The organism is Hymenobacter translucens (assembly GCF_020685205.1).
GTDB classification, from domain to species: domain Bacteria; phylum Bacteroidota; class Bacteroidia; order Cytophagales; family Hymenobacteraceae; genus Hymenobacter; species Hymenobacter translucens.
Genome location: NZ_JAJERB010000004.1, coordinates 328117 through 347952 on the forward strand (window position 1 = coordinate 328117; position 19836 = coordinate 347952).

The 19836-nt window shown below is 62.2% G+C and carries 18 protein-coding genes; 5 read left to right on the top strand and 13 right to left on the bottom strand.

The genetic code is table 11. The features are described from left to right. Nucleotides 1–8 precede the first annotated feature (8 nt). The 12 genes from LJY25_RS11555 to LJY25_RS21370 all read right to left on the bottom strand — a co-directional run bounded on the left by LJY25_RS11555 (nt 9) and on the right by LJY25_RS21370 (nt 14098). On the bottom strand, nt 9–1706 hold the full coding sequence (locus tag LJY25_RS11555) for a bifunctional GNAT family N-acetyltransferase/carbon-nitrogen hydrolase family protein (RefSeq protein WP_227608496.1): 1698 nt from the start codon (nt 1704–1706) through the stop codon (nt 9–11). A gap of 141 nt (nt 1707–1847) precedes the next feature. Further along, nucleotides 1848–3008 carry a T9SS type A sorting domain-containing protein gene (locus tag LJY25_RS11560; RefSeq protein WP_227608497.1) on the bottom strand — a complete coding sequence of 387 codons (1161 nt, stop codon included), beginning with the start codon at nt 3006–3008 and terminating at the stop codon, nt 1848–1850. A gap of 154 nt (nt 3009–3162) precedes the next feature. Further along, entirely contained in the window at nt 3163–3822 is a 660-nt protein-coding gene (locus LJY25_RS11565) for a 3-oxoacid CoA-transferase subunit B (protein WP_227608498.1), read from the bottom strand. Nucleotides 3823–3825: 3 nt separating this feature from the next. Further along, nucleotides 3826–4068, bottom strand: a complete 243-nt coding sequence (locus tag LJY25_RS11570; RefSeq protein WP_227608499.1) for a hypothetical protein — start codon at nt 4066–4068, stop codon at nt 3826–3828. After that, complete coding sequence (locus LJY25_RS11575; RefSeq protein ID WP_227608500.1) at nt 4061–4441, bottom strand: hypothetical protein; 381 nt, start codon at nt 4439–4441, stop codon at nt 4061–4063. Before LJY25_RS11575 ends, LJY25_RS11570 begins: the two co-directional genes overlap by 8 nt. A 23-nt stretch (nt 4442–4464) precedes the next feature. Beyond that, nucleotides 4465–5166: a CoA transferase subunit A gene (locus tag LJY25_RS11580; protein ID WP_227608501.1), complete on the bottom strand. Its 702-nt coding sequence runs from the start codon at nt 5164–5166 to the stop codon at nt 4465–4467. 116 nt (nt 5167–5282) lie between these two features. Next, entirely contained in the window at nt 5283–6236 is a 954-nt protein-coding gene (locus LJY25_RS11585) for a bifunctional riboflavin kinase/FAD synthetase (protein WP_227608502.1), read from the bottom strand. Nucleotides 6237–6283: 47 nt separating this feature from the next. Next, nucleotides 6284–7084, bottom strand: a complete 801-nt coding sequence (gene truB / locus LJY25_RS11590) for a tRNA pseudouridine(55) synthase TruB (protein WP_227608503.1) — start codon at nt 7082–7084, stop codon at nt 6284–6286. 74 nt (nt 7085–7158) lie between these two features. Continuing rightward, the gene (locus LJY25_RS11595; RefSeq protein WP_227608504.1) at nt 7159–7989 is read right to left on the bottom strand and encodes an undecaprenyl-diphosphate phosphatase; all 831 of its coding nucleotides are present in this window, start codon (nt 7987–7989) and stop codon (nt 7159–7161) included. Continuing rightward, nucleotides 7990–8337: a DUF3098 domain-containing protein gene (locus tag LJY25_RS11600; RefSeq protein WP_227608505.1), complete on the bottom strand. Its 348-nt coding sequence runs from the start codon at nt 8335–8337 to the stop codon at nt 7990–7992. Nucleotides 8338–8455: 118 nt separating this feature from the next. Continuing rightward, nucleotides 8456–9355 (bottom strand): cell division protein FtsX, encoded by a 900-nt coding sequence (locus LJY25_RS11605; RefSeq protein ID WP_227608506.1) that lies wholly within the window; start codon nt 9353–9355, stop codon nt 8456–8458. Nucleotides 9356–9529: 174 nt separating this feature from the next. Beyond that, the gene (locus LJY25_RS21370; protein WP_227608507.1) at nt 9530–14098 is read right to left on the bottom strand and encodes a translocation/assembly module TamB domain-containing protein; all 4569 of its coding nucleotides are present in this window, start codon (nt 14096–14098) and stop codon (nt 9530–9532) included. A gap of 174 nt (nt 14099–14272) precedes the next feature. Here LJY25_RS21370 and tsaD point away from each other — a divergent pair, with 174 nt between their 5' ends. The 5 genes from tsaD to LJY25_RS11635 all read left to right on the top strand — a co-directional run bounded on the left by tsaD (nt 14273) and on the right by LJY25_RS11635 (nt 18745). Further along, nucleotides 14273–15283: a tRNA (adenosine(37)-N6)-threonylcarbamoyltransferase complex transferase subunit TsaD gene (gene tsaD / locus LJY25_RS11615; RefSeq protein WP_227608508.1), complete on the top strand. Its 1011-nt coding sequence runs from the start codon at nt 14273–14275 to the stop codon at nt 15281–15283. Nucleotides 15284–15529: 246 nt separating this feature from the next. After that, the gene (smpB, locus tag LJY25_RS11620; protein ID WP_227608509.1) at nt 15530–15997 is read left to right on the top strand and encodes an SsrA-binding protein SmpB; all 468 of its coding nucleotides are present in this window, start codon (nt 15530–15532) and stop codon (nt 15995–15997) included. 165 nt (nt 15998–16162) lie between these two features. Next, on the top strand, nt 16163–16951 hold the full coding sequence (locus LJY25_RS11625) for a C40 family peptidase (protein ID WP_227608510.1): 789 nt from the start codon (nt 16163–16165) through the stop codon (nt 16949–16951). 175 nt (nt 16952–17126) lie between these two features. Beyond that, a complete protein-coding gene (locus LJY25_RS11630) occupies nt 17127–17621 on the top strand; it encodes an HNH endonuclease (RefSeq protein ID WP_227608511.1) in 495 nt (164 codons plus the stop codon). Between the two features lie 59 nt (nt 17622–17680). After that, complete coding sequence (locus tag LJY25_RS11635; protein WP_227608512.1) at nt 17681–18745, top strand: fatty acid desaturase family protein; 1065 nt, start codon at nt 17681–17683, stop codon at nt 18743–18745. A gap of 109 nt (nt 18746–18854) precedes the next feature. Here LJY25_RS11635 and LJY25_RS11640 read toward each other — a convergent pair whose 3' ends face one another. Then, nucleotides 18855–19718, bottom strand: a complete 864-nt coding sequence (locus LJY25_RS11640) for an alpha/beta fold hydrolase (protein ID WP_227608513.1) — start codon at nt 19716–19718, stop codon at nt 18855–18857. Nucleotides 19719–19836: the final 118 nt, after the last annotated feature.

Sequence of the window (19836 nt, forward strand, 5' to 3'; positions counted from 1 at the left end):
CGAGCGGGCTAGCCGGCTGCAATAGCCTTGCGCTTACTGGTACGGGGGTGGCGCTCGTCGGTGCCCTGGGCCAGCAGCTCGTCGTCGCGGTCGGTCTTCTTGATCGTCCAGCTCAGCGAGTACAGGTCGCGGCGCCGGTCGCGCAGGTTGCGCACGGCCCCGCTGGTGTTCAGGTCCTTGAGCAGATCCAGGTCGAGGTCGGCAATCAGGGTCATCTCCGTATTCGGCGTGGCCTCGGCCACGATGGCGTCGTGGGGGAAGGCAAAGTCCGAGGGGCTGAACACGGCGCTCTGCGAGTATTGGATGTCCATGTTCTCGACCCGGGGCAGGTTGCCTACCGAGCCGGTAATGGCCACGTAGCACTCGTTTTCGATGGCCCGGGCCTGGGCGCAGATGCGAACGCGCTGGTAGGCGTTCTTGGTGTCGGTCCAGAACGGCACGAACAGGATTTTCACGCCCTCGTCTGATAGCATGCGGGCCAGCTCTGGGAACTCCACGTCGTAGCAGATCAGGATGCCGATCTTTCCGAAGTCGGTTTCAAAGCAGCGCAGCTTCTCGCCGCCCCGCATGCCCCAGTAGGAAGCCTCGTCGGGCGTTACGTGCAGCTTGTACTGCTCGTCCACGGTGCCGTCGCGGCGGCAGAGGTAGGCCACGTTGTGCAGCTTGCCGTCCTCGTACACCGGCATTGAGCCGGCCACGATGTTGATGTTGTAGCTTACCGCCAGCTCCATCATCTTAGCCTTGATGGGCTCGGTGAAGGCGGCCATGGCCCGGATAGCCACCGAGGGCGAGTCCTCGTTGGTGAGGGCCATCAGCGGGGCGTTGAAGAACTCCGGGAACATCACGCAGTCGGACTTGTAGCCCGACACGGTGTCCACGAAAAACTCGATCTGCTGCAAAAGGTCTTCCAGGGAGCGGGTGGCGCGCATCTGCCACTGCACGATGCCGATGCGGACGTTGCTTTTCTGGTTGCCGATGAGCTTTTCCTCTTCCTCGTAGTACACGTTCAGCCATTCCAGCAGGGTGGCGAAGGCCTTGCTTTCGGAGTCGTAGGGCAGGTAGCCGCGGATGATCTTGCGGACGTGAAACTCGTTGGAAAGCTGGAAGGTGAGGATGGGGTCGACTACTTCCTTGTTGCGCACCATCTCCACGTACTTGGCCGGCGTCATCTCGTTGGCATACTGGGCGTAGCCGGGAATGCGTCCGCCCGCCACCATGGCGCGCAGGTTCAGGTTTTCGCAGAGCTCCTTGCGGGCGTCGTAGAGGCGGCGGCCCAGGCGAAGGGAACGGTACTCGGGGTCCACGAACACGTCGACGCCGTAGAGCGTGTCGCCGTCGGCGTTGTGGGTGTCGAACTTGCCGTTGCCGGTAATCTTGGCGTAAGTGTGCCGGTCGCCGAAGTCGGAGTACTGCACGATGATGGCCAGGGCGGCGGCTACGAGCGTGCCGTTGTCCTCGATGCCGATCTGGCCCTCCGGGAACTTGCGCAACAGGGCGCTGAACTCATCGGCCGACCAGGAGCCCTCCATGTTGGAGTATACCTTGTCCATGATGGCCTTTACGGCCTTGAAGTCGGAGCGGCGCAGGGTACGCAGCACCAGCTTGTGGGCCGGTACGGCGGTGGGGGTGAGCCGCTCGGTGGGAGCGGGCTTGTCTACTTTTTTGGCATGGCTGCCACCGGCCTTGCCATTGGAACTTGTGGCCATATAAATCGAAAGTGAAAGTGTCGGAACGGTGGGGCAAAGATACCCGGCGCGAGCGCTACGGTACCTTCTTACGACGGGCTAACAACTTCGGTGGCAAAATAGCTCAGTCGACCACATACCGCGGCCTTGCCAAACCGGCCTTTACTGCCGCACTACCCGGCGCACCGCCACACCCTGGTCGGTTTGCACCGTGAGCAGCATTACGCCCCGGAACTCCCCGAATGCGGCCGCGGGTACGGCCGCCCCCGCCTGCTGCACGGGCAGCGGCAGCGCAAACAGTACCCGCCCGGTCAGGTCGGTGGCTTTGACCGTCACGGTGGTACCGGTCAGGCCGGCCAGCTGCAACGGTCCCGTGCCCAGCGGGTTGGGATACACGGCCACGGCGGCTTCGGCGGCGGAAGCGCGGGTAGCAGTGCGGACGATGCGGCGGTACCGGTCGCGGTACTGCACGGCGGTAATGGTTTCGCGGCCGGCCAGCACCTGGGTTGTGATGGTCAGCACCGGCACGTGGTGGGTTTTGGCCAGCCACTTGTACTCCCGGGTCAGGGGCACGTCGAAGCCGGTGCCGGGGGCGCCCCCGAAAGCAATGCTGTCGTGGTCGGCAAGCTTGCTGACGACGCGCACGGTCTGAAACGTGCCGAACGGCGTGGTGAGCGTGCCCCAGGCGTCCACCGTGTTTACGCGCTTGCGGCGGCGGCTGAAGTAGCCGGTGGCCGCCAGCGCGCCCGGCGTCTCAAAATACGACCGGCTGGAGTCGGGCCGGCTGGCGAAGCTGAGCGGAAACCGGTAAATGACGTCCTGTTCGGCCTGGCTGCGGTAAGTGAGCGGCACCTGCAGGCCGCCGAGCGTGCCGCCGAAGCCCACCGAGCGGTAGTCCTGGTTTGCCGCCGTGGCCGCCGAAACGCTGTAGAACTGGTAGGGGTCGGTGATAACGGGCAGGCCGGGACCGGCTAGGGGCAGGGGCTCGGGCGAGGCCACCGTGGCGCGGTTCACGCCGCCCAGCACCCCGAAGGTAAACTGGTAGATGGGTGCCCCGGTAGCCGCCACGGAGATGTAGCGGTCTACGGTCTGGGACGTGGCTACCAGCGTGCTGTAGTTCCAGGTCTGGTTGGCTCCGCGCTGGGTGAGCAGGGGCGCGCCGGCCGGCAAAGCGGCCGCGGCCTGACTGATCCGCATCGTGTCGACCGGCAGGGCCGTCGTCACGGCCGGCATATCGGTACGGTCGATGATGGGAGAAACCTGCGCCCGGGCAACCGTAGCCGCCGACAGCAGGAAGAGAAGAGAGTAAAGGTTTTTATGCATAGAAGCGTGGTTCTGAAGGCGAAGCGAGGTTAAATATACGGCCGGCGCCCGTAATAAGCGCCAGCGTCGAGCTACGCTCTCAGGCAGTGGTATTAAACGAACCAGGGCCACCCGTTGTCGGATGGCCCTGGCTGGAAAGCGGATTGGTGCCGGCTTAGCTGATCTGGATTTCGGGAATCTCCCCTTCAGGCACGACAAGCTTGCCTTTGGTGGCGGCCCGGATCTGCTCCACCGTAACGCCCGGAGCCCGCTCCCGCAGCACGAAGCCGTCGGGCGTCACGTCGAGCACGGCCAGCTCGGTCACGATCTTCTTGACGCAGTGCAGGCCGGTGATGGGCAGGGTGCAGTCGGGCAGGAGCTTGCTGCTGCCGTCTTTGGCTACGTGCTGCATGGCCACGATGATGTTCTTGGCCGAGGCCACCAGGTCCATGGCCCCGCCCATGCCCTTCACCATCTTGCCCGGAATCTTCCAGTTGGCAATGTCGCCCCGCTCCGAGACTTCCATGGCGCCCAGGATGGTGAGGTCCACATGCTCCCCGCGGATCATGCCAAAGGAGTCGGCCGAGGAGAAGATGCTGGAGCCCGGCAGCGTGGTCACGGTCTGCTTGCCGGCGTTGATGAGGTCAGGGTCTACCTGGTCTTCGGTGGGGAAGGGGCCCATGCCCAGCAGGCCGTTCTCGCTTTGCAGCTCCACGTTGATGCCGGCGGGAATGTAGTTGGCGACCAGCGTGGGAATGCCGATGCCGAGGTTGACGTAGGAGTTGTTTTCTACTTCTTGCGCAATGCGCTTGGCAATGCCGTGTTTGTCGAGCATGGATCAGGAATTGGACGGGGTGGGCGGTAGAAGAAAGGTGCGGCGGAGGCGGCGCAGCTCAAACCACTGGGCGATGCGCACGCCGATGAGCAGCGTAAGCAGGCCGGGGATGAGTAGCAGCAGAATCCAGGTGTTGGCCTCGTTGTAGGACGAATGCGTGAGGTTGGCCAGGTTCACCATGAAGTCGGTGCAGTACCAGAAGGCCAGACGGATAAGACGAAAGATCAGGTGCAGCACACTACCCATGACGCAGGGATTTGAGACGACGGATAAGCACCATGTTGCGCAGGGCGCCGTAGGTAAGCCAGATCAGCAGCAGCGGAATGAAAACCAGATAGAACGCAATGTTAAAAGCGGCATACAGGCCCATGCCGCCCAGCGACAAAGCCATGATGGTGAGCACGTACAGCGGGCGCAGGCGGAAATAAGCCGGGCTGTTGGCCGGCGTGGCATGCGGGCAACCGTAGTGCTCACAGTAGCGGGAGCACCGGTCGGGCAGACGCTTCTCCGTTGGGGCCGGGCTGACGGTGTTCACGTAATAGCCGAAGGCCATCGGCAGCACCGATAGCAGCACTACTACACAGATCAGTAAAAGCCGGGTGGAAAAGGCGAGGCGCATAGCCGGTTGGTCAGGCTGAAAGGCTAAATCGCGGCCCTAACCGTCCTTTGCTCAATCCGCTTCTCGTAGTCTTTGCCCTGGAAGATGCGCTGCACGAAGATGCCGGGGGTGTGAATCTGGTTGGGGTCCAGCTCGCCGGCGGGTACCAGCTCCTCGACCTCTGCCACCGTGATTTTGCCGGCCGTGGCCATCATCGGGTTAAAGTTGCGGGCGGTGCCTTTGTAGATCAGGTTGCCGGCGGTGTCGCCTTTCCAGGCTTTCACGAAGGCATAGTCGGCGCGCAGGCCGGTTTCCAGCAGGTACATCTTGCCGTTGAACTCCCGGCTTTCCTTGCCTTCGCCCACCTCGGTGCCGAAGCCGGCGGGGGTGTAGAAGGCCGGGATGCCCGCGCCCCCTGCCCGGCACCGCTCGGCCAGGGTGCCCTGCGGAATCAACTCGACTTCCAGCTCCCCGCTCAGCAGCTGCCGCTCGAACTCGGCATTCTCGCCCACGTAGCTGGAAATCATCTTTTTTACCTGCTTGGTTTGCAACAAAAGGCCGATGCCGAAGTCGTCGACGCCGGCGTTGTTGCTGATGCAGGTCAGGTTTTTAACGCCACGGCGCAGGATTTCCTGGATAGCGTTTTCGGGGATGCCGCACAGGCCGAAGCCGCCGAGCATCAGCGTCATGCCGTCGGTGAGGCCGTGCAGGGCTTCCTCGGCGTTGGCTACTACTTTGTTGATCATAAAATGAGTGGGAGGTTTGCAAGCAGCAAGGTAGAATTTCTCGCCCTGTTTCGCAGAGTCACTACCGTGAGTTACGGCAAACTACGCCGGTTTCCACTCCTGGCCGCCGCGGAACGTCAGCCCCCAATCAGGTGCTCCCGGGCGGCGTCGGCGTCTTTGGCCAGCTGGGTTTTCAGCGCGTCCAGGCCCTCGAACTTCTGCTCGTCGCGCAGGCGGGCCACAAACTGCACCGTCAGGGGCTGGTCGTACAGGTCGCCGTCGAAGTCGAGCAGGTGGGCTTCCACGGTCTGCTGCAGGTCGCCGCCCACGGTGGGGCGCACCCCGATGTTGAGCATGGCCGGATGGTGGGTGCCCGCGGCAGTAGTGGCCATCACGGCATACACGCCCCGGGCCGGCACCAGCTTCAGCGGCTCCGCGCACTCCATGTTGGCCGTGGGGTAGCCGATGGTGCGGCCCAGCTGCCGCCCGCGCACCACGGTGCCGGTCAGCGGGTAGGAGTAGCCCAGGTGACGGTTAGCGGTCAGGATGTCGCCGCTTTCCAGGGCCCGGCGGATGCGGGTGCTGCTTACGGCCAGGGCGTCTACGTCCTCCCGCGGAATTTCCTCTACTTCCAGCCCGTAGCGGTCGGCATGCCGGGTAAGGTAGTCGAAGCCGCCTTCCCGGTTTTTGCCAAACCGGTGGTCGTAGCCGATGACGAGCTTTTTGGTGCCCACCGTATCGAGCAGCAGCTGCTGGATGTACTGTTCCGACGTCATTTCGGAAAACTCCTTCGTGAAGGGCACCACCAGCAGGTAGTCGACGCCGAACTCCGCCAGCCGGGCCGTACGCTCTTCCAGGGTGGAAAGCAGGCGCAGCTCCAGCAGCTCGGGGTGGGTGAGGGGCGGCCCCAAAACCAAGCGGGGGTGGGGCCAGTACGTAATGACGACGCTCGGGCCGCCGGTTTGCCGGGCAACTTCCAGCAGGCGGCGCAGAATCTTCTGGTGACCCAGATGAACCCCGTCGAACGTGCCGCTGGTCACGACGGCCTGGGAAAGGTGCGGGAACTGCGCCGGGTCCTGAACGACTTGCATCTGCGGAGGTGGTGAGAGGGTGAGGGATGAGTTTGCGCAGCTACCTTTTACGCAGGCGCATCGGTTGGGTCGGGAGCCGGGTTGTTGGCCTCGTAAAACTCCAGGCCGGCCCGGCGCTCGGGCTTGCGCTGCCGCTGCTGCCGGGGCGGGCGTGCTTGCTCGCCCTCGGGCCGGGGTAGGCGCAGCGCCTCGATCTGCGTCATCGTCAGCGCCTCTTCCACGCGGTAGTCCCCGATGCGGGTGCGCACCAGCTTGGTGAGGTGGGCGCCGCAGCCGAGGGCCAGGCCAAAGTCGCGGGCCAGGCTGCGGATATACGTTCCCTTGGAGCACACCACCCGGAAGTCAACCTCGGGCAGCGCCACGCGGGTCAGCTCGAAGGCTTTGATCGTGACCTGCTTGCTTTTGATTTCGGCTTCCCCGCCGCGCCGGGCTACCTCGTAGGCGCGCTCACCGTTCACCTTCACGGCCGAAAACAGGGGCGGAGTCTGCTCAATCAGCCCTACGAAGTCGGTCGTGGCCGCTGCCACCTGCTCCGGCGTGAGGTGCTGCCAGGGCAGTTCGGCGTCGACGGCCGTTTCCAGGTCGAAGCTCGGGGTAGTCTGGCCCAGGCGGAAGGTGCCGGTGTATTCCTTTTCCTGGGCCTGGATCAGGTCAATCTGCTTGGTCTTTCTGCCGGTGCAGAGAATCAGCAGGCCGGTCGCTAGCGGGTCAAGAGTGCCGGCATGCCCGATTTTCTTGACCCGTAGCGTGTTCTTGACTTTGCGCACCACGTCAAACGAGGTCCAGGTCAGGGGCTTGTCGAGCAGCAGCACGGCGCCATCTTCTGAGCTGATAGCGGCAAGCGGCAAGCTCCAAGCATCAGTTCTTGGCTGTGCTGCTGCCTGTTGTTCGCCTAAAGAGCTTGCAGCTTCCTTTTCCTCACTCATAGCAGCTGCAGGTTGATGCCCAGGGCCAGCATGAGCAGCAGCAGGCCGCCCACGATAATGCGGTAGATGCCAAAGGCGCGGAAGCCGTACTTGGCCACGAAGCCCACGAACAGCCGGATGGCAATCAGGGCCACGATAAACGCTACCACGTTGCCCAGCGCCAGCTGCCCGAGCTGCTCCCGGGAGAACAGGTCGGCCAGCTCCACGCCGTGCGAGTGGGCTTCCTTGTAGTAGTCGTACACGTCCTTGACCGCGGCGGCGGCCATAGTGGGCATCGCCAGGAAAAAGGCAAACTCAGCGGCAGCCCGGCGGGTGAGCTTCTGGGTGAGGCCCCCGATGATGGTAGCCGCCGAGCGGCTTACGCCCGGCACCACGGCCAGGCACTGAAACAAGCCGATGAGCAGGGCTTGCTTGAAACTGGGGTTCGTGACTGGGCGCCCGCCCTCCTCGGATTCCTGCTGCGGAAACCAGCGGTCCACGAATAGCAGCACAATGCCTCCGAGCAGCAGCATGGCAGCTACCGTGGGCACGGAGTCAAGCAGCGCGTCGATGTGCTTTTTGAGCAGCAGCCCCACCACCACAATAGGCAGGAAAGCTACGAGCAGCTTCAGGTAGAAGTCAACGCTCTGAAAAAAGCGCCGCCAGTACACGGCAAACACCGACAGGATGGCCCCAAGCTGGATAACGACCAGAAAGAGCTTGGTAAAGGGCGTCGCCGGAATGCCCAGCAAAGCCGAGGCAATAATCATGTGCCCGGTGCTGGAGATGGGCAGGAACTCGGTGAGTCCCTCCACAATAGCCAGAATCAGGGCTTGCCAGTAAGTCATCTAGGGGCGCTTGTAGGCTGGGCGGGAAGGGACGGCCGGGGTCGTGGGCGGAACGGGCGTCACCGGCGTAGCGGACGGGCCGGCGACCGGAGCACCCGGGGTCAGCGTAGTCGGGTAGGTCGAATCAGCTGCTACGTCGCCGGACCGCTTCATAATGGCAAAGAACTCAATAACGAAGCCGATGAACAGCAGGATCGGACCCAGGGTGATGCCCAGGAATCCTTCGCCGTAATCCTCGGTATCGAGCGTCATGGTAATAAAGCCGGCGGCCAGCACGGCAATGCCGATGAACATCAGCCGGTAGTTGGCCGGCCCAAAGGCTAAGCGGGAAGGTTGTTTCTGTTCCATGTTGTTGGGGACTTGGGACCTTGGGGACCTGGGGTCTTGGATTTCGTTGTGCTGATGCTCAATTGCGTGCATTCGAACATAAACCAAGATCCTAAGACCCCAAGCCCCTGCTAACTACTTAATACAAATCATCGAGCGACATGCGCAGGTACTTGCTGACGGCGCGGTAGGAGCTCAGGAAGCCGATGCCGGCGCCCAGGGCCAGCAGCCCCAGCAGCAGCACGCCAATCAGCCGCTCGTCGCGCAGCAGGCGCAGCTCCTCCACTTCCAGATATGCGTACTGCAGCAGCGCCAGCAGGAGCAGCGCCGCCAGCGTGCCGCTCACCAGGCCCTGCAGCGTGGCGCGGCGCAGAAACGGGCGCTGAATAAACAGCGACGTGGCCCCCACCAGCTGCATGCTCCGGATCAGGAACCGCTGCGAGAACAAAGCCAGGCGAATGGTATTGTTGATAAGTACCACCACCACAAACGTCAGAATCACGGCGAAGCCCAGCAGCACCAGGCTGAGCTTGCGCACGTTCTGGTTGATGGAGGTAATCAGGCTTTGCACGTACTGCACCTCGTGCACGCCGCTGGTAGCCCGCAGATCGGCCTCGATGCGACGCAGGTTGGTGGTATCGGAAAAGTCGGGGTTGATTTTGAGCAGGTAGGCGTCGCGCAGGGGGTTGTCGCCCAGAAACTGCTTGAAGTCTTCGCCCGTCTGATCGATAAACTGCCGGGCGCCTTCTTCCTTCGACAGAAAGCGCACCTGCGGCTGGCTGTTCTTAAAGGCAATGTATTTCTTGGCGCTGAAGTCCTGCTGCAAACGCAGCAGCTGGGCATCGGGCAGGTCCCGCTCCAGGTACACCTGCATTTCGATGTTCTCCTTCACCACGTTCGACAGCTTGTGGGCGTGGATGAGCAGCAGCCCGAAAAGTCCAATCACCAGCAAGGCCAGCGTGATGCTGAACACCACCATCGTGTGGGGGTAGCTGCCGAGCTTTTTCTTGCGAACGGGCGGACGATTCAACTGAGCCATACGGGCAAAGGTACTTGGTTGGGCTGATTGTTGACGGCTGATTGTTGATTGTTGCCCGGAGCGGGCCGGTTGGCGCTGGCCTTTAGAAGTTTGGGTTCCGGCAAGCCAACCCGCCGGCTCCGCTTACCGCGTCCGGCTGACAACAATCAACAACCAGCATCCAACCATCAGCTCCTACATCACCGTGCGCGGGTCGTCGTCGACGTTGAGGACCTCGCGGGCTTTGCGGGCATTCACGTCGCGGCGGCGCAGGCGCTTGCGGGCAAACAGCTCCTCGAGCGTATCGAACTGCTCGGTGTGCAGCACGCTGACGCCGGCCCGGGTCTGGATGGTTTCCAGGTCGCCGCCCCGGGGCGTGGTTTCGTAGCGGAGCTTGGCCCGGAACTTTCCGTCGGGGCGCAGGTAGTATTCCAGGCTTATGTCGCCTACCAGGGAGGCCTGGCCGGTGGTAGGCGTGCCGGGCACCGGGCTGGTATTGGTAAAGCCGCCTTCCCGCGTTACCCGCAGGCGGCCGTTCAGCAAGCTGTAGCTGAGGCGGACCTGCAGCTGCTGCAGCTGCTCGGCGGTGATACCGTTGATGTTGAAGTCGATTTCCAGGTTCTGGTCGATCTGCGAGGTAAGCAGGCCCAGCTGGGTCGACAGCACCTGGCCCAGGCTGTTGGAAACGGTATTGTCGCGTCCCTGCAGGCTGATCTGGGTGAACTGGCCCTGGGGGGAAAGCTGCTTGAATACCAGCAGGCTGAACACCTGCCGGTTCAACTCCTGCTCGTCGTTGCGGAGCTTGGACACGAAGTCGGCCAGGTCGCCTTCCAGCCCGGATGGCGCGTCGTTGAATTCCAGCCCAAGCTTGATGCTGGGCAGCAGAATAGGACCAGTCAGGTTCATTACCGCCGTCACGGGCACCACCGCGCTGTTGCTGGAGCCGCTGCTGATGCCCGACAGAATAGGAGCCAGGGAAGTGCGCTGGGTGTAGGCCGCCGTCACGTTCATTTCCCCCGCCAGCGGGTCCCCGTTCCAGGAAATGGTGCCGCCGGGGCGGACCACGAACTCCTTGTTCACGAGGCCTTGCAGGGTGAAGTTGTACGCGCCCCGCACAATCTCAATCTGCCCGTACATGTTAAATTCACCCCGGGTATCGATGTTCATGCGCAGCTGGCCGGTGGCAGCCCCCCGGATTACGTCGCCGGTGCTTTCGTCGAGCAGAATTTCCACGTAGGCGTCTTCCGTCACGCTCAGGTTGAAGTTGAGCTTAATACCGGACAGATCCACCTTGCCCACTGACACCGCCCGCTTGCGGGTCACGGTATCCGGCAGGTTGTGGTTGACGAACCGGATATAGCTGGCTTGTTCGGCCTTCGCGGCGTTGTCGAACGGCAGCGACATGCGGGTGCCAGCCTCGCTGCGGGCCGTCACGTTCACGGTCAGGTTGTCGGGGGTACCGTACACTTCGGCTTCACCGGTAGCGTAGGCCGTGCCGAAGTACAGCTCGTTGTCTTTCCGGGTGGTATTGAGCACCTGCAGCTTGCGGAACTTGCCCCGCAGGTCCAGGCGCATGTCCTCGAAGCCCCGGTGGAAGATATTGCCGTCGATCGTGCCGGTGTTGCCCAGCACGTCGCGTACGCTCACGTTGCGGAAGGCAATCCGGTCCTCGGCAAAGCGAATCCGGTCGGAAAACGAATAGGTGGTACCGAGGTAGATAAAGGTGAGGCGCCCGTTGCTTACGTCGACGTTGCCGCTCAGGATAGGCGAAGCCAGGCGCCCGGTCAGGCGCAGGGTGCCGTCGGCCGTGCCGCGCAGGTTGCGGAACAGCGTGTTCAGCAGGGGCTCGGCCAGCTTGATGGGCGCTTTGTTGAACACGCCTGTCAGGTTAAGCTGGTTTACCGTTTCGCGGGGAGCGTAGGTGCCGGCTACGCGCACCACCCGCTCCTGGTCGCGCAGCACGTCAAGGTCCACAAGCAGGCGGCTGGTGGCGTTGTCCCAGTCGCCCTGCCCGCGCACATCCCCGATGAGGGTATTATCGAACTTCAGCGAGTCGATGCCCAGCTTGCTGTTGATAACCAGGGCTCCATACACCCCGCTCAGCGTTCCATTGGCATTTACCCGGCCGGCCAGGCGCTGCTGGGTAAGGGAGCTGAGTGTGTTCAGGTCGAAGTTGCTGACGGCCAGCTGCAGCTGCTTGGAGGGGTCGGCCGAGATAAAACCCTGGGCACTGACCTGCTGGGCGCCGTTGGAAATAGTCAGGTTCTTGATGTCAAACTCCTGGCCCAGCCCCGAGATAATCACCGAGTTTTCTGCCGCAATGGTCCACTCCTTGCCCAGCAGGTTCACCCCCGACTGGCGGAACACCACCTGGATGGCCCGGGGCAGGAATTCCAGGGAGCCGTTGATAGCCGCTTTGTTGGTCGTGCCGGTCTGGGCCAGGGAAGTCGAGAAGTTGATGCGCTCCTGGTCCCACACGCCTTCCACGTAGAATTTCTCGGTTTTGCCCAGCCCCGGCAGGCGCTGCCGCTCCGAGGTAATGTTGGCCTGGGCCAGCACCTCGGGCTGGTAGGGCAGCTTGGAGGTGGTGAATTCGAAGTCGGTATTCACGGCCCGCACGCTGTCGTACTGGATGCCGGTGATGTGTCCGCCCAAACTGAAGATAGAGGTATTACCGTTGCGGAACGAGCCGTCCAGGCGGGAGTAGTCGGACACCTTGAGGCCGGGCACGAATACCTGCAGGGCCGGGTTGGGCCGCTTCAGGTACAGGTCGAGGGCAATGCTGTAGTCGGGGGTGGGCAGGCGGCGCTTGCGGCGGTAGTAGGCCGCCGTGGCCGCGTCGTTGCTTTCGAAGTTGAGGCGGTATTCTTCCAGCAGCACCTTTACGTCGCGCGCCACCCGGGTAAAGCTGAAGTTGCCCACCGCCGTCAGATCGGCCAGCTCCGAGCGGATGGCCAGGCGGCGGTTCCGGTCGGCGTCGCGCCGGGAGTACACGTCAAAGGTGTCGACGGCCATGGTGCGGCCATTGTAGCCCAGCGTGGAGTTGCGCAGCACAATGGACCCGATCAGGTTATCGATCTGCAAACCCTCAAACTCGACGTCAGCGGTAGTGGCAAGCGTGATATTCTGCTTGGTCAGGCCCAGCGCCCGCAGGTTGGATTTGCGGATCTTGGCTTTCAGGTCGAAGGCCTGCCGGCCCCGGTTCAGGTCGATGCTGCCGTCGGCGGAGGCCTGCAGGTTCGGGTCGTTGATGGCCAGCTTGCCTTCGAAGGCCTGGCGGCGGAACTGTCCGTTGGTGACGATGTTGCGGTAGCGGTAGCCCTGCAGCCAGATGCTTTGCACGTTGGCGTTGGCTTTCAGGCGGGCCTCCTCGGGCGTGAAGCCTACGCCTTCCACCCGGCCGTTGAAAGCCAGGTCCCGGATGGTGGTTTCGTCGCCCAGCAGCTTGCCCAGCTGGAAGCCCGTCGTCTTCACCTGTCCTTCGTAGGTAGAGTAGCGCGGGTCAGTCTTAAACTTGATGTTGACGTCCGATACCACGTCGCCAAGAGCGGTACGGAAGGCGCCGTTGGCGACAAAGTCGTTGTAGAAGCCCAGAAACTGTCCCTGCAGGCGCACCCTGCCCAGACGCTGCACGTAGGCATAGCCGCCGGCCGGCACGTAGCGGCGAATGTCACGCCCGTCGATAACCGAAGGCTTAAGGCGCATGTCCACGAAGCTTTCCTTGAGGTCGGGCAGGCCTTCCACGGCCACGTTGCCTACTACGTGGGTGTTCTTGCCATAGCGGATATCCAGGTTGCGGGCCGAGAACTTGCGCACGTAGCCCTTGGCCTCGCCGGAAAGCAGCACCGTCTCGTTCAGGTCCCGGATTTCTGGCTGGGGCGCAAACTTGGCAATGTCCGACGAGTACACCCGGGTCGGGCCGAGGCGGGCCGTGACCTTCACCGAGTCGTTGAAGTCAACGAAGTTGAGGAAATGCTTGTAGTCGAAGCGGACGTAGTCCTGCAGGTGGCTGCGACCCACGTGCAGGTCGGTTTCGGCGAATTCCCAGAAGGTGGGCGTGAACACCATGTTGGCGTCGAGCCGGTGCAGGCGGGTGCCCGAGGGCGTGTCCACGGCCCGCAGATTGCCGATGTGGGTGGCAATCGTGTCGCCGATCAGCTTGATGTGGTGAAAGTCGCCGTAGATGCTGTCGACGCGCATGTGGCCGTAGTCGATGGTGCGGCCGTAGCTGGGCTCGCGGGGCAAATCCTGCCGGTCGAGCACGAAGCGGCCGTTGCGGATGCCCAGGCTGCTGAGCTTCAACTCAAAAGGCGTACTGGCTTTCGTGGTGTCCGTCGGGCCCACCAGGCGCTTGACGGCCAGCAGAAACTGGTCGAGGTTGGTTGTCTCAGGCGAGCCGGCATAGGTTACCAGCGCGAAGCGGGGCTCTTCCAGAATCAGCTGGTCTACGTGCAGGCGGGTGGGGTCCAGCACCGAGAACATGGCGATGTCGGCGTCGGCGCGGCCAATATTGAACAGTTCCCCGCCCTGCCGGTCGAGCACTCGCACGTCTACCAGCAGCAGGCGGGAAAACGGCCGCAGGTCGACCCGGCCGATGGTAACCGGAAAGCCCAGCTTGTCCGACAGCTTACCGGCGACGGTGTGCGCAATCCGGGTCTGCACGCTTGGTACCCGCAGTGCCACCAGCACGCCGCCCGCCAGCACGACCAGCAGCAGCAGCACCGAAAGCAGGATGGTCAGCGTAAGACGAAGGGGACGGGGCACCGGAACGAAAGCTTAAAGTAAGTGGGCGGCTTGGTAAAAGAGCGGAAAAGCAGTGGGGGCGTTGCCTGTAACGAAAGAAGGCGAGGTTGAACGTTTTAAACGACCTTTGCAGAGAAAATATGCGGCGCCGCCGACAAGCAGCAGCCCGGCCCGCCGCGCAAGCCTGGTTTAACTATGTCATTTCCTGTAATTCTGGCCATTGAATCCTCCTGCGACGATACGTCGGCGGCTGTCATGGCCGGGGGCGAAATTCTTGCCAATGTGGTGGCAACGCAGCAGGTTCACGAACAATACGGGGGGGTAGTACCGGAGTTGGCGTCGCGGGCGCACCAGCAACACCTGATTCCGGTTGTAACGGAGGCACTTCGCCGCGCAAAGGTAGAGAAATCAGACCTTGACGCCGTCGCCTTCACCCAGGGCCCCGGTTTGCTGGGTTCCCTGCTGGTAGGCGGCATGTTCGCCAAGTCGTTTGCCCTGGCGCTGAACAAGCCGCTGATTGCCGTCAACCACATGCGGGCCCACATTCTGGCGCACTTTATCCGCCCGCCCCGGCCGGTGTTTCCCTTTCTGTGTTTAACGGTTAGCGGCGGGCACACCCAGCTGGTGGTCGTGCGCAGCCCGATGGACATGGAAGTGGTGGGGCAAACCATCGACGATGCCGCCGGCGAGGCCTTCGACAAAACCGCCAAGCTGCTCGGGCTGCCTTATCCCGGCGGCCCCCACCTCGACCGGCAGGCCCGGGAAGGCAACCCGACGCGGTTTCCGTTTCCGGTGGGCGCCATGCCCGGCTACGACTTCTCGTTCAGCGGGCTGAAAACGTCGGTACTTTACTTTCTGCGCCAGCAGACCGCCCAGAACCCGGATTTCATCGCCCAGAACCTGTCCGACCTCTGCGCCGGCATTCAGCATACCATCATTCAGACGCTGCTGCGCCAGCTCGTCCGGGCGGCCACCGACCTGGGCCTGACGCAGATTGCCCTGGCCGGGGGCGTAGCGGCCAACTCGGGCCTGCGAACCGCCTTGCAGAATCTGGCGGGCGAAAAAGGCTGGGAGGTGTTTATTCCCGATTTCGAGTTCTGCACCGACAACGCCGCCATGGTAGCCATGACCGGGCACTTCCAGTTCGAGGCCGGGGATTTTGCCACCCAGCTCGTCAGCCCCGACCCGCGGCTGAAGCTAAGCTGAGGATCCGGGCTTCAAGCTGCAAGCTCCAAGCCGCAAGCTTTAAGTCGTAGCATTAACCCCACACCCGAATACCCAATACCGTAGCACTAACTCTGTCCGGTAAGCCTGGGAATTCCGCGCTACTTTTGACTCCGGCCAAGCTACGCTTTTGCCAGCCGCGTAAAAGTCCGGGGCAGCGCCATTCCGGAGCCTGTCCGCTTCCGCGGTGCCGTCAGCCGCTGCCCGGCCCTTCTTCAGAACAGTACCATGAGTAAAGACACCGCCCCCAAGAAAGTCAACATCCTGAACCGCCGGGCCAGCCACGAATACACGTTCCTGGTGAAGTACGACGCGGGCATGATGCTGCAGGGCACCGAAATCAAGAGCATCCGCGAAGGCAACGTGAACATGCAGGACGGCTTTTGTGCCTTCCACGCCGACGGCAGCCTGTGGGTCCACAACCTGAGCATCTCGCAGTACACCCTGGGCACCTACAACAACCACGAGCCCAAGCGGGAGCGGAAGCTGCTGCTTAATAAGCGCGAAATGCGGCAGCTGGCCGATAAAGCCAAAGAGCAGGGCCTCACCATCGTGCCCATCCGCCTGTTCGTCAACGACCGGGGCTTCGCCAAGCTGGAAATTGCCCTGGCCAAAGGCAAAAAGCTCTACGACAAGCGCGAGGACATCAAAGCCAAAGACCAGAAGCGCGAAATGGACCGCGCCAAAGAGTATTAAGGGCAAACCCGAGCCCGGGCGGGGCGGTTTTTCCGCCGGATGTTTGGCCGGCTGGCTTTTAAGCAGGAGTTTCGTAGGAATTTCCCCGCAGTGCCTGCAAGCGGAAGCTTCTGATGCTGGCTCTTTTGCCACTGCGCCATCTTACAATTTCACCAATTCCCTTCTGTGGAACACGGAATCTGCGCTTTGAGCGCCGTGCCGGTCCGGGCCGAGCCCTCCGACCGGGCTGAGCTCGTCACCCAGCTTATTTTTGGCGAGTGCTACTCCATTCTGCTCACCCAGGGTGCCTGGCACCAGATCCGGATTGCGGCCGACCAGTACGTGGGCTGGATTGACTTCAAGCAGCACCTGCCCGTCTCGGCCGAGTATTTCCAGGCCTGGGGCGCCGAAGACCATCCCCGCAGCCTCGACGTGGTGCAGATGGTGAGCGACGCCACGGTGCGCATTCCGGTGGTGCTGGGCAGCCGCCTGCCTTTTTTCGACGGCATGACGCTGCGCCTGGGCGAGCGGAACCTGTTCTACAACGGAGCAGCCACCAACCTGAGCTACAACCAGAACGGCCGCCGCGCCGCCCAACTGCTCAAGATGGGCCAGCACTTCCTCAAGGCGCCCTACGTGTGGGGCGGCAAGTCGGTGTTCGGCATCGACTGCTCGGGCCTGATGCAGCAGCTCTACGGGCTGGTCGGGATTCAGCTGCCCCGCGACGCCCGCCAGCAGATCGACCACGGCCAGCCGGTGCATTTCGTATCCCAGACCCAGCCCGGGGACCTGGCGTTCTTCGACAACGCCGAGGGCAACATCGTGCACGTAGGCATGCTGCTCGACGATCAGCAGATTCTGCACGCCAGCGGGGAAGTCCGCATCGACCCGCTCGACCACAACGGCATCTACCGCCGCGACCTGCAGAAATATTCCCATAAGCTCCGCCTCATCAAGCGCCTGCTGCCGGAGTAGGGGGTGCCTGCGTGCGCCGGAATCCAGTGGGAACTGCGCAAGCCGGGCCCTGGACCGCCTGCCCTTCTTCGTCGGGGCGCTCCGGTACCGGAACGCAACTCAAACCGGCCTGCTGTTGTTAATACGCTTAGAATCATCTAGCTTTCGCTGTACCCGATGATTCCACCCTGAGCGTATGGATCAAAAAGTTCTTGTCCTGAACGGCGACTACACGGCTATTACGCTTTGCAGTGTGCAGAAGGCATTTGTGTTGTTGTTTCTGGATAAAGCCGAGATGATTGCCAAGTCGGAGCACGGCACGCTGCGCTCCATCAGCCAGAGCTTTCCCAAACCCAGCATTATCCGGCTGCAGCGCTACGTGCGGGTACCCTACAAAGGCATTGCCCTGAGCCGGCACAACATCATGAAGCGGGACCATTTCGAGTGCCAGTACTGCGGCTCGACGAAAAACCTGACCCTCGACCACGTGGTGCCCCGCTCCCGGGGCGGGGAATCGAGCTGGACCAACCTGCTGACCGCCTGTGCCCGCTGCAACCATGCCAAGGGTCACCGCACGCCTCAGGAGGCGGGGCTTACCATCCGGCAGCAGCCGAAAAAGCCCACGCTCACCGGTTTTCTCAAGCTCAGCGCCGGCACCATCGACCAGAACTGGCACGCGTACCTGAACTGATGAGTTGCGTATAGGGTTAGGCAGGCTACCTTCGCCTTCTTTTTCTGACCCACCCCTATATGCACGCACCCAAGTTCGCGGCTTCGCGCTCGTTCCATACGGAGCTCAAAACCCGCATCAACGACTACTTCGCCGAAGTAGGCCACTCCACTACCGGAAACTACAGCCTGTTCATCAAGGCCGTGATTCTGATGGTGGGGTTTTCTTTTTTGTACATCCACCTCGTTTTCTTTACGCCCGCCGCCTGGCTGGGCATTCTGGAGTGTATTCTGATGGGCGGCGTCGGCGCCGCCATCGGCTTCAACGTGATGCACGACGGTGCCCACGGCAGCTTCAGCAAATACAAGTGGGTAAATGAGCTGGCCTCGTTTTCGCTGAACGTGATGGGCGGCAACAGCTTTATGTGGAACATGAAGCACAACCTGATTCACCACATGTACACCAATGTGGACGGCGTAGACGATGACATCGACGTGCAGCCCTGGATGCGGATGAGCACCACCCAGCCCCGCCACTTCATGCACCGCTTCCAGCACCTGTACTTCTGGTTTCTGTACTCCCTGCTGTACATCGCCTGGATTTTCGTGATGGACTACCTGAAGTATTTCAAAGGAAAGATCGGAGGTATGCCCATCAAGAAGATGACCTACGTCGACCAATCGGTGTTCTGGGGCTTTAAGGTGCTGCACCTGTTCCTGTTCGTAGCCCTGCCCATCTACATGGTTGGCTTTCTGCCCTGGCTGGTCGGCTTCCTGGTGTTTGGCAGCGTGGCCGGCTTTACCCTGAGCCTGGTGTTTCAGCTGGCCCACACCGTGGAGCATGCTGACTTCCCGATGCCCCACGCCGTGACCGGCAAGATGGAGGACGAGTGGGCCGTGCACCAGGTGAAAACCACCGCCAACTTCGCCACCGATAACAAAATCATCAGCTGGCTGGTGGGCGGGCTCAACTTCCAGGTCGAGCACCATCTGTTCCCGAAAATCTCGCACGTGCACTACCCGGCCATCAGCAAGATCATCCGGCAGGTGTGCGAGGAATTCAACGTTACCTATAACGAGTATCCCAAGATGCGCTACGCCGTGGCTTCCCACGTGTCGTTCCTGCGGCAGATGGGCCGCGACTAACCCGGCGTAAACGCAGAAGAGCCCGGCCCGGAAGCAATGCTTCGGAGCTGGGCTCTTTTTTATGCGCGGACTACAAAGTCCATGCGACATGTTGCGGCTAAGTGCCGGCTTAGAAACGGTTCGGCTGCGGGCGGGCCGGGGAACCGGCAAACCGGAGCAGGTCCTGATTCAGCCGGTCTTTCTCCGTGATGAACAGACCGTGCGGAGCGCCGTCGTATTCCACGTACTCGGCGTGGGGCAGAAACTCCTTCATCCGGGCCCCGCTGACTTTAATCGGTACGGTTTCGTCGGCGGTGCCGTGGACGACCAGGGCCGGCACCTTGATAGCCTGTAGATCCTGGCGGAAGTCGGTGGCGGCAAAGGCGTACACGTCCTGCTCGGTGGCCCGGGGCGAGGCCTGCTGGCAGATCGACTGCATCCAGTCGAGCGTGGGCTGGCTGACGGGGTGGCTCAGGGTGCCCACGCCGAAAAACTGCTTGCCGAAGGTGGTCAGGAAGTCGAACCGGTCCTTGTGCAGGCCTTCGATTATCTTGTCGAAGTTGGCTTTGGGCGCCCCGTCGGGATTATCGTCGGTCTGCAGCAGGAAAGGCGTTACGGAGGCCACGAAGGCTACGCGGGCTACCCGGGCGCCGCCGTGCCGGCTCATATAGCGGGCCACTTCGCCCCCGCCCATCGAGAAGCCCACCAGCGTCACGTTCTGCAGGTTCAGCTCGTCGAGCACGGCTTTCAGGTCGTCGGCCAGCGTGTCGTAGTCGTGGCCGTCCCAGGTTTTGGTGGAGTTGCCGAAGCCGCGGCGGGTGTAGGCAATTACGCGGTTGCCGTGCTTGGGCAGCTCGGCCAGCTGGTACTCCCACATTTCGTAGGAAGCGGGCCAGCCGTGAATCAGCACGATGGGGTTGCCCTGGCCCTGGTCGATGTAATGTAGTCGGACGTCTTCACCATTGGTATCCTGGCTTACTTTAATGTAGCTCATAATAGGAGGGAGGTTTTGGTTGTTGGATACCTCTGCTTACTCCCTAAGCTCAACCGGAGTTGGTGCCTGAGCAAACATAAAAAAGCCACAGACGACCAAGCCGCGCCCCGGCCCGGTG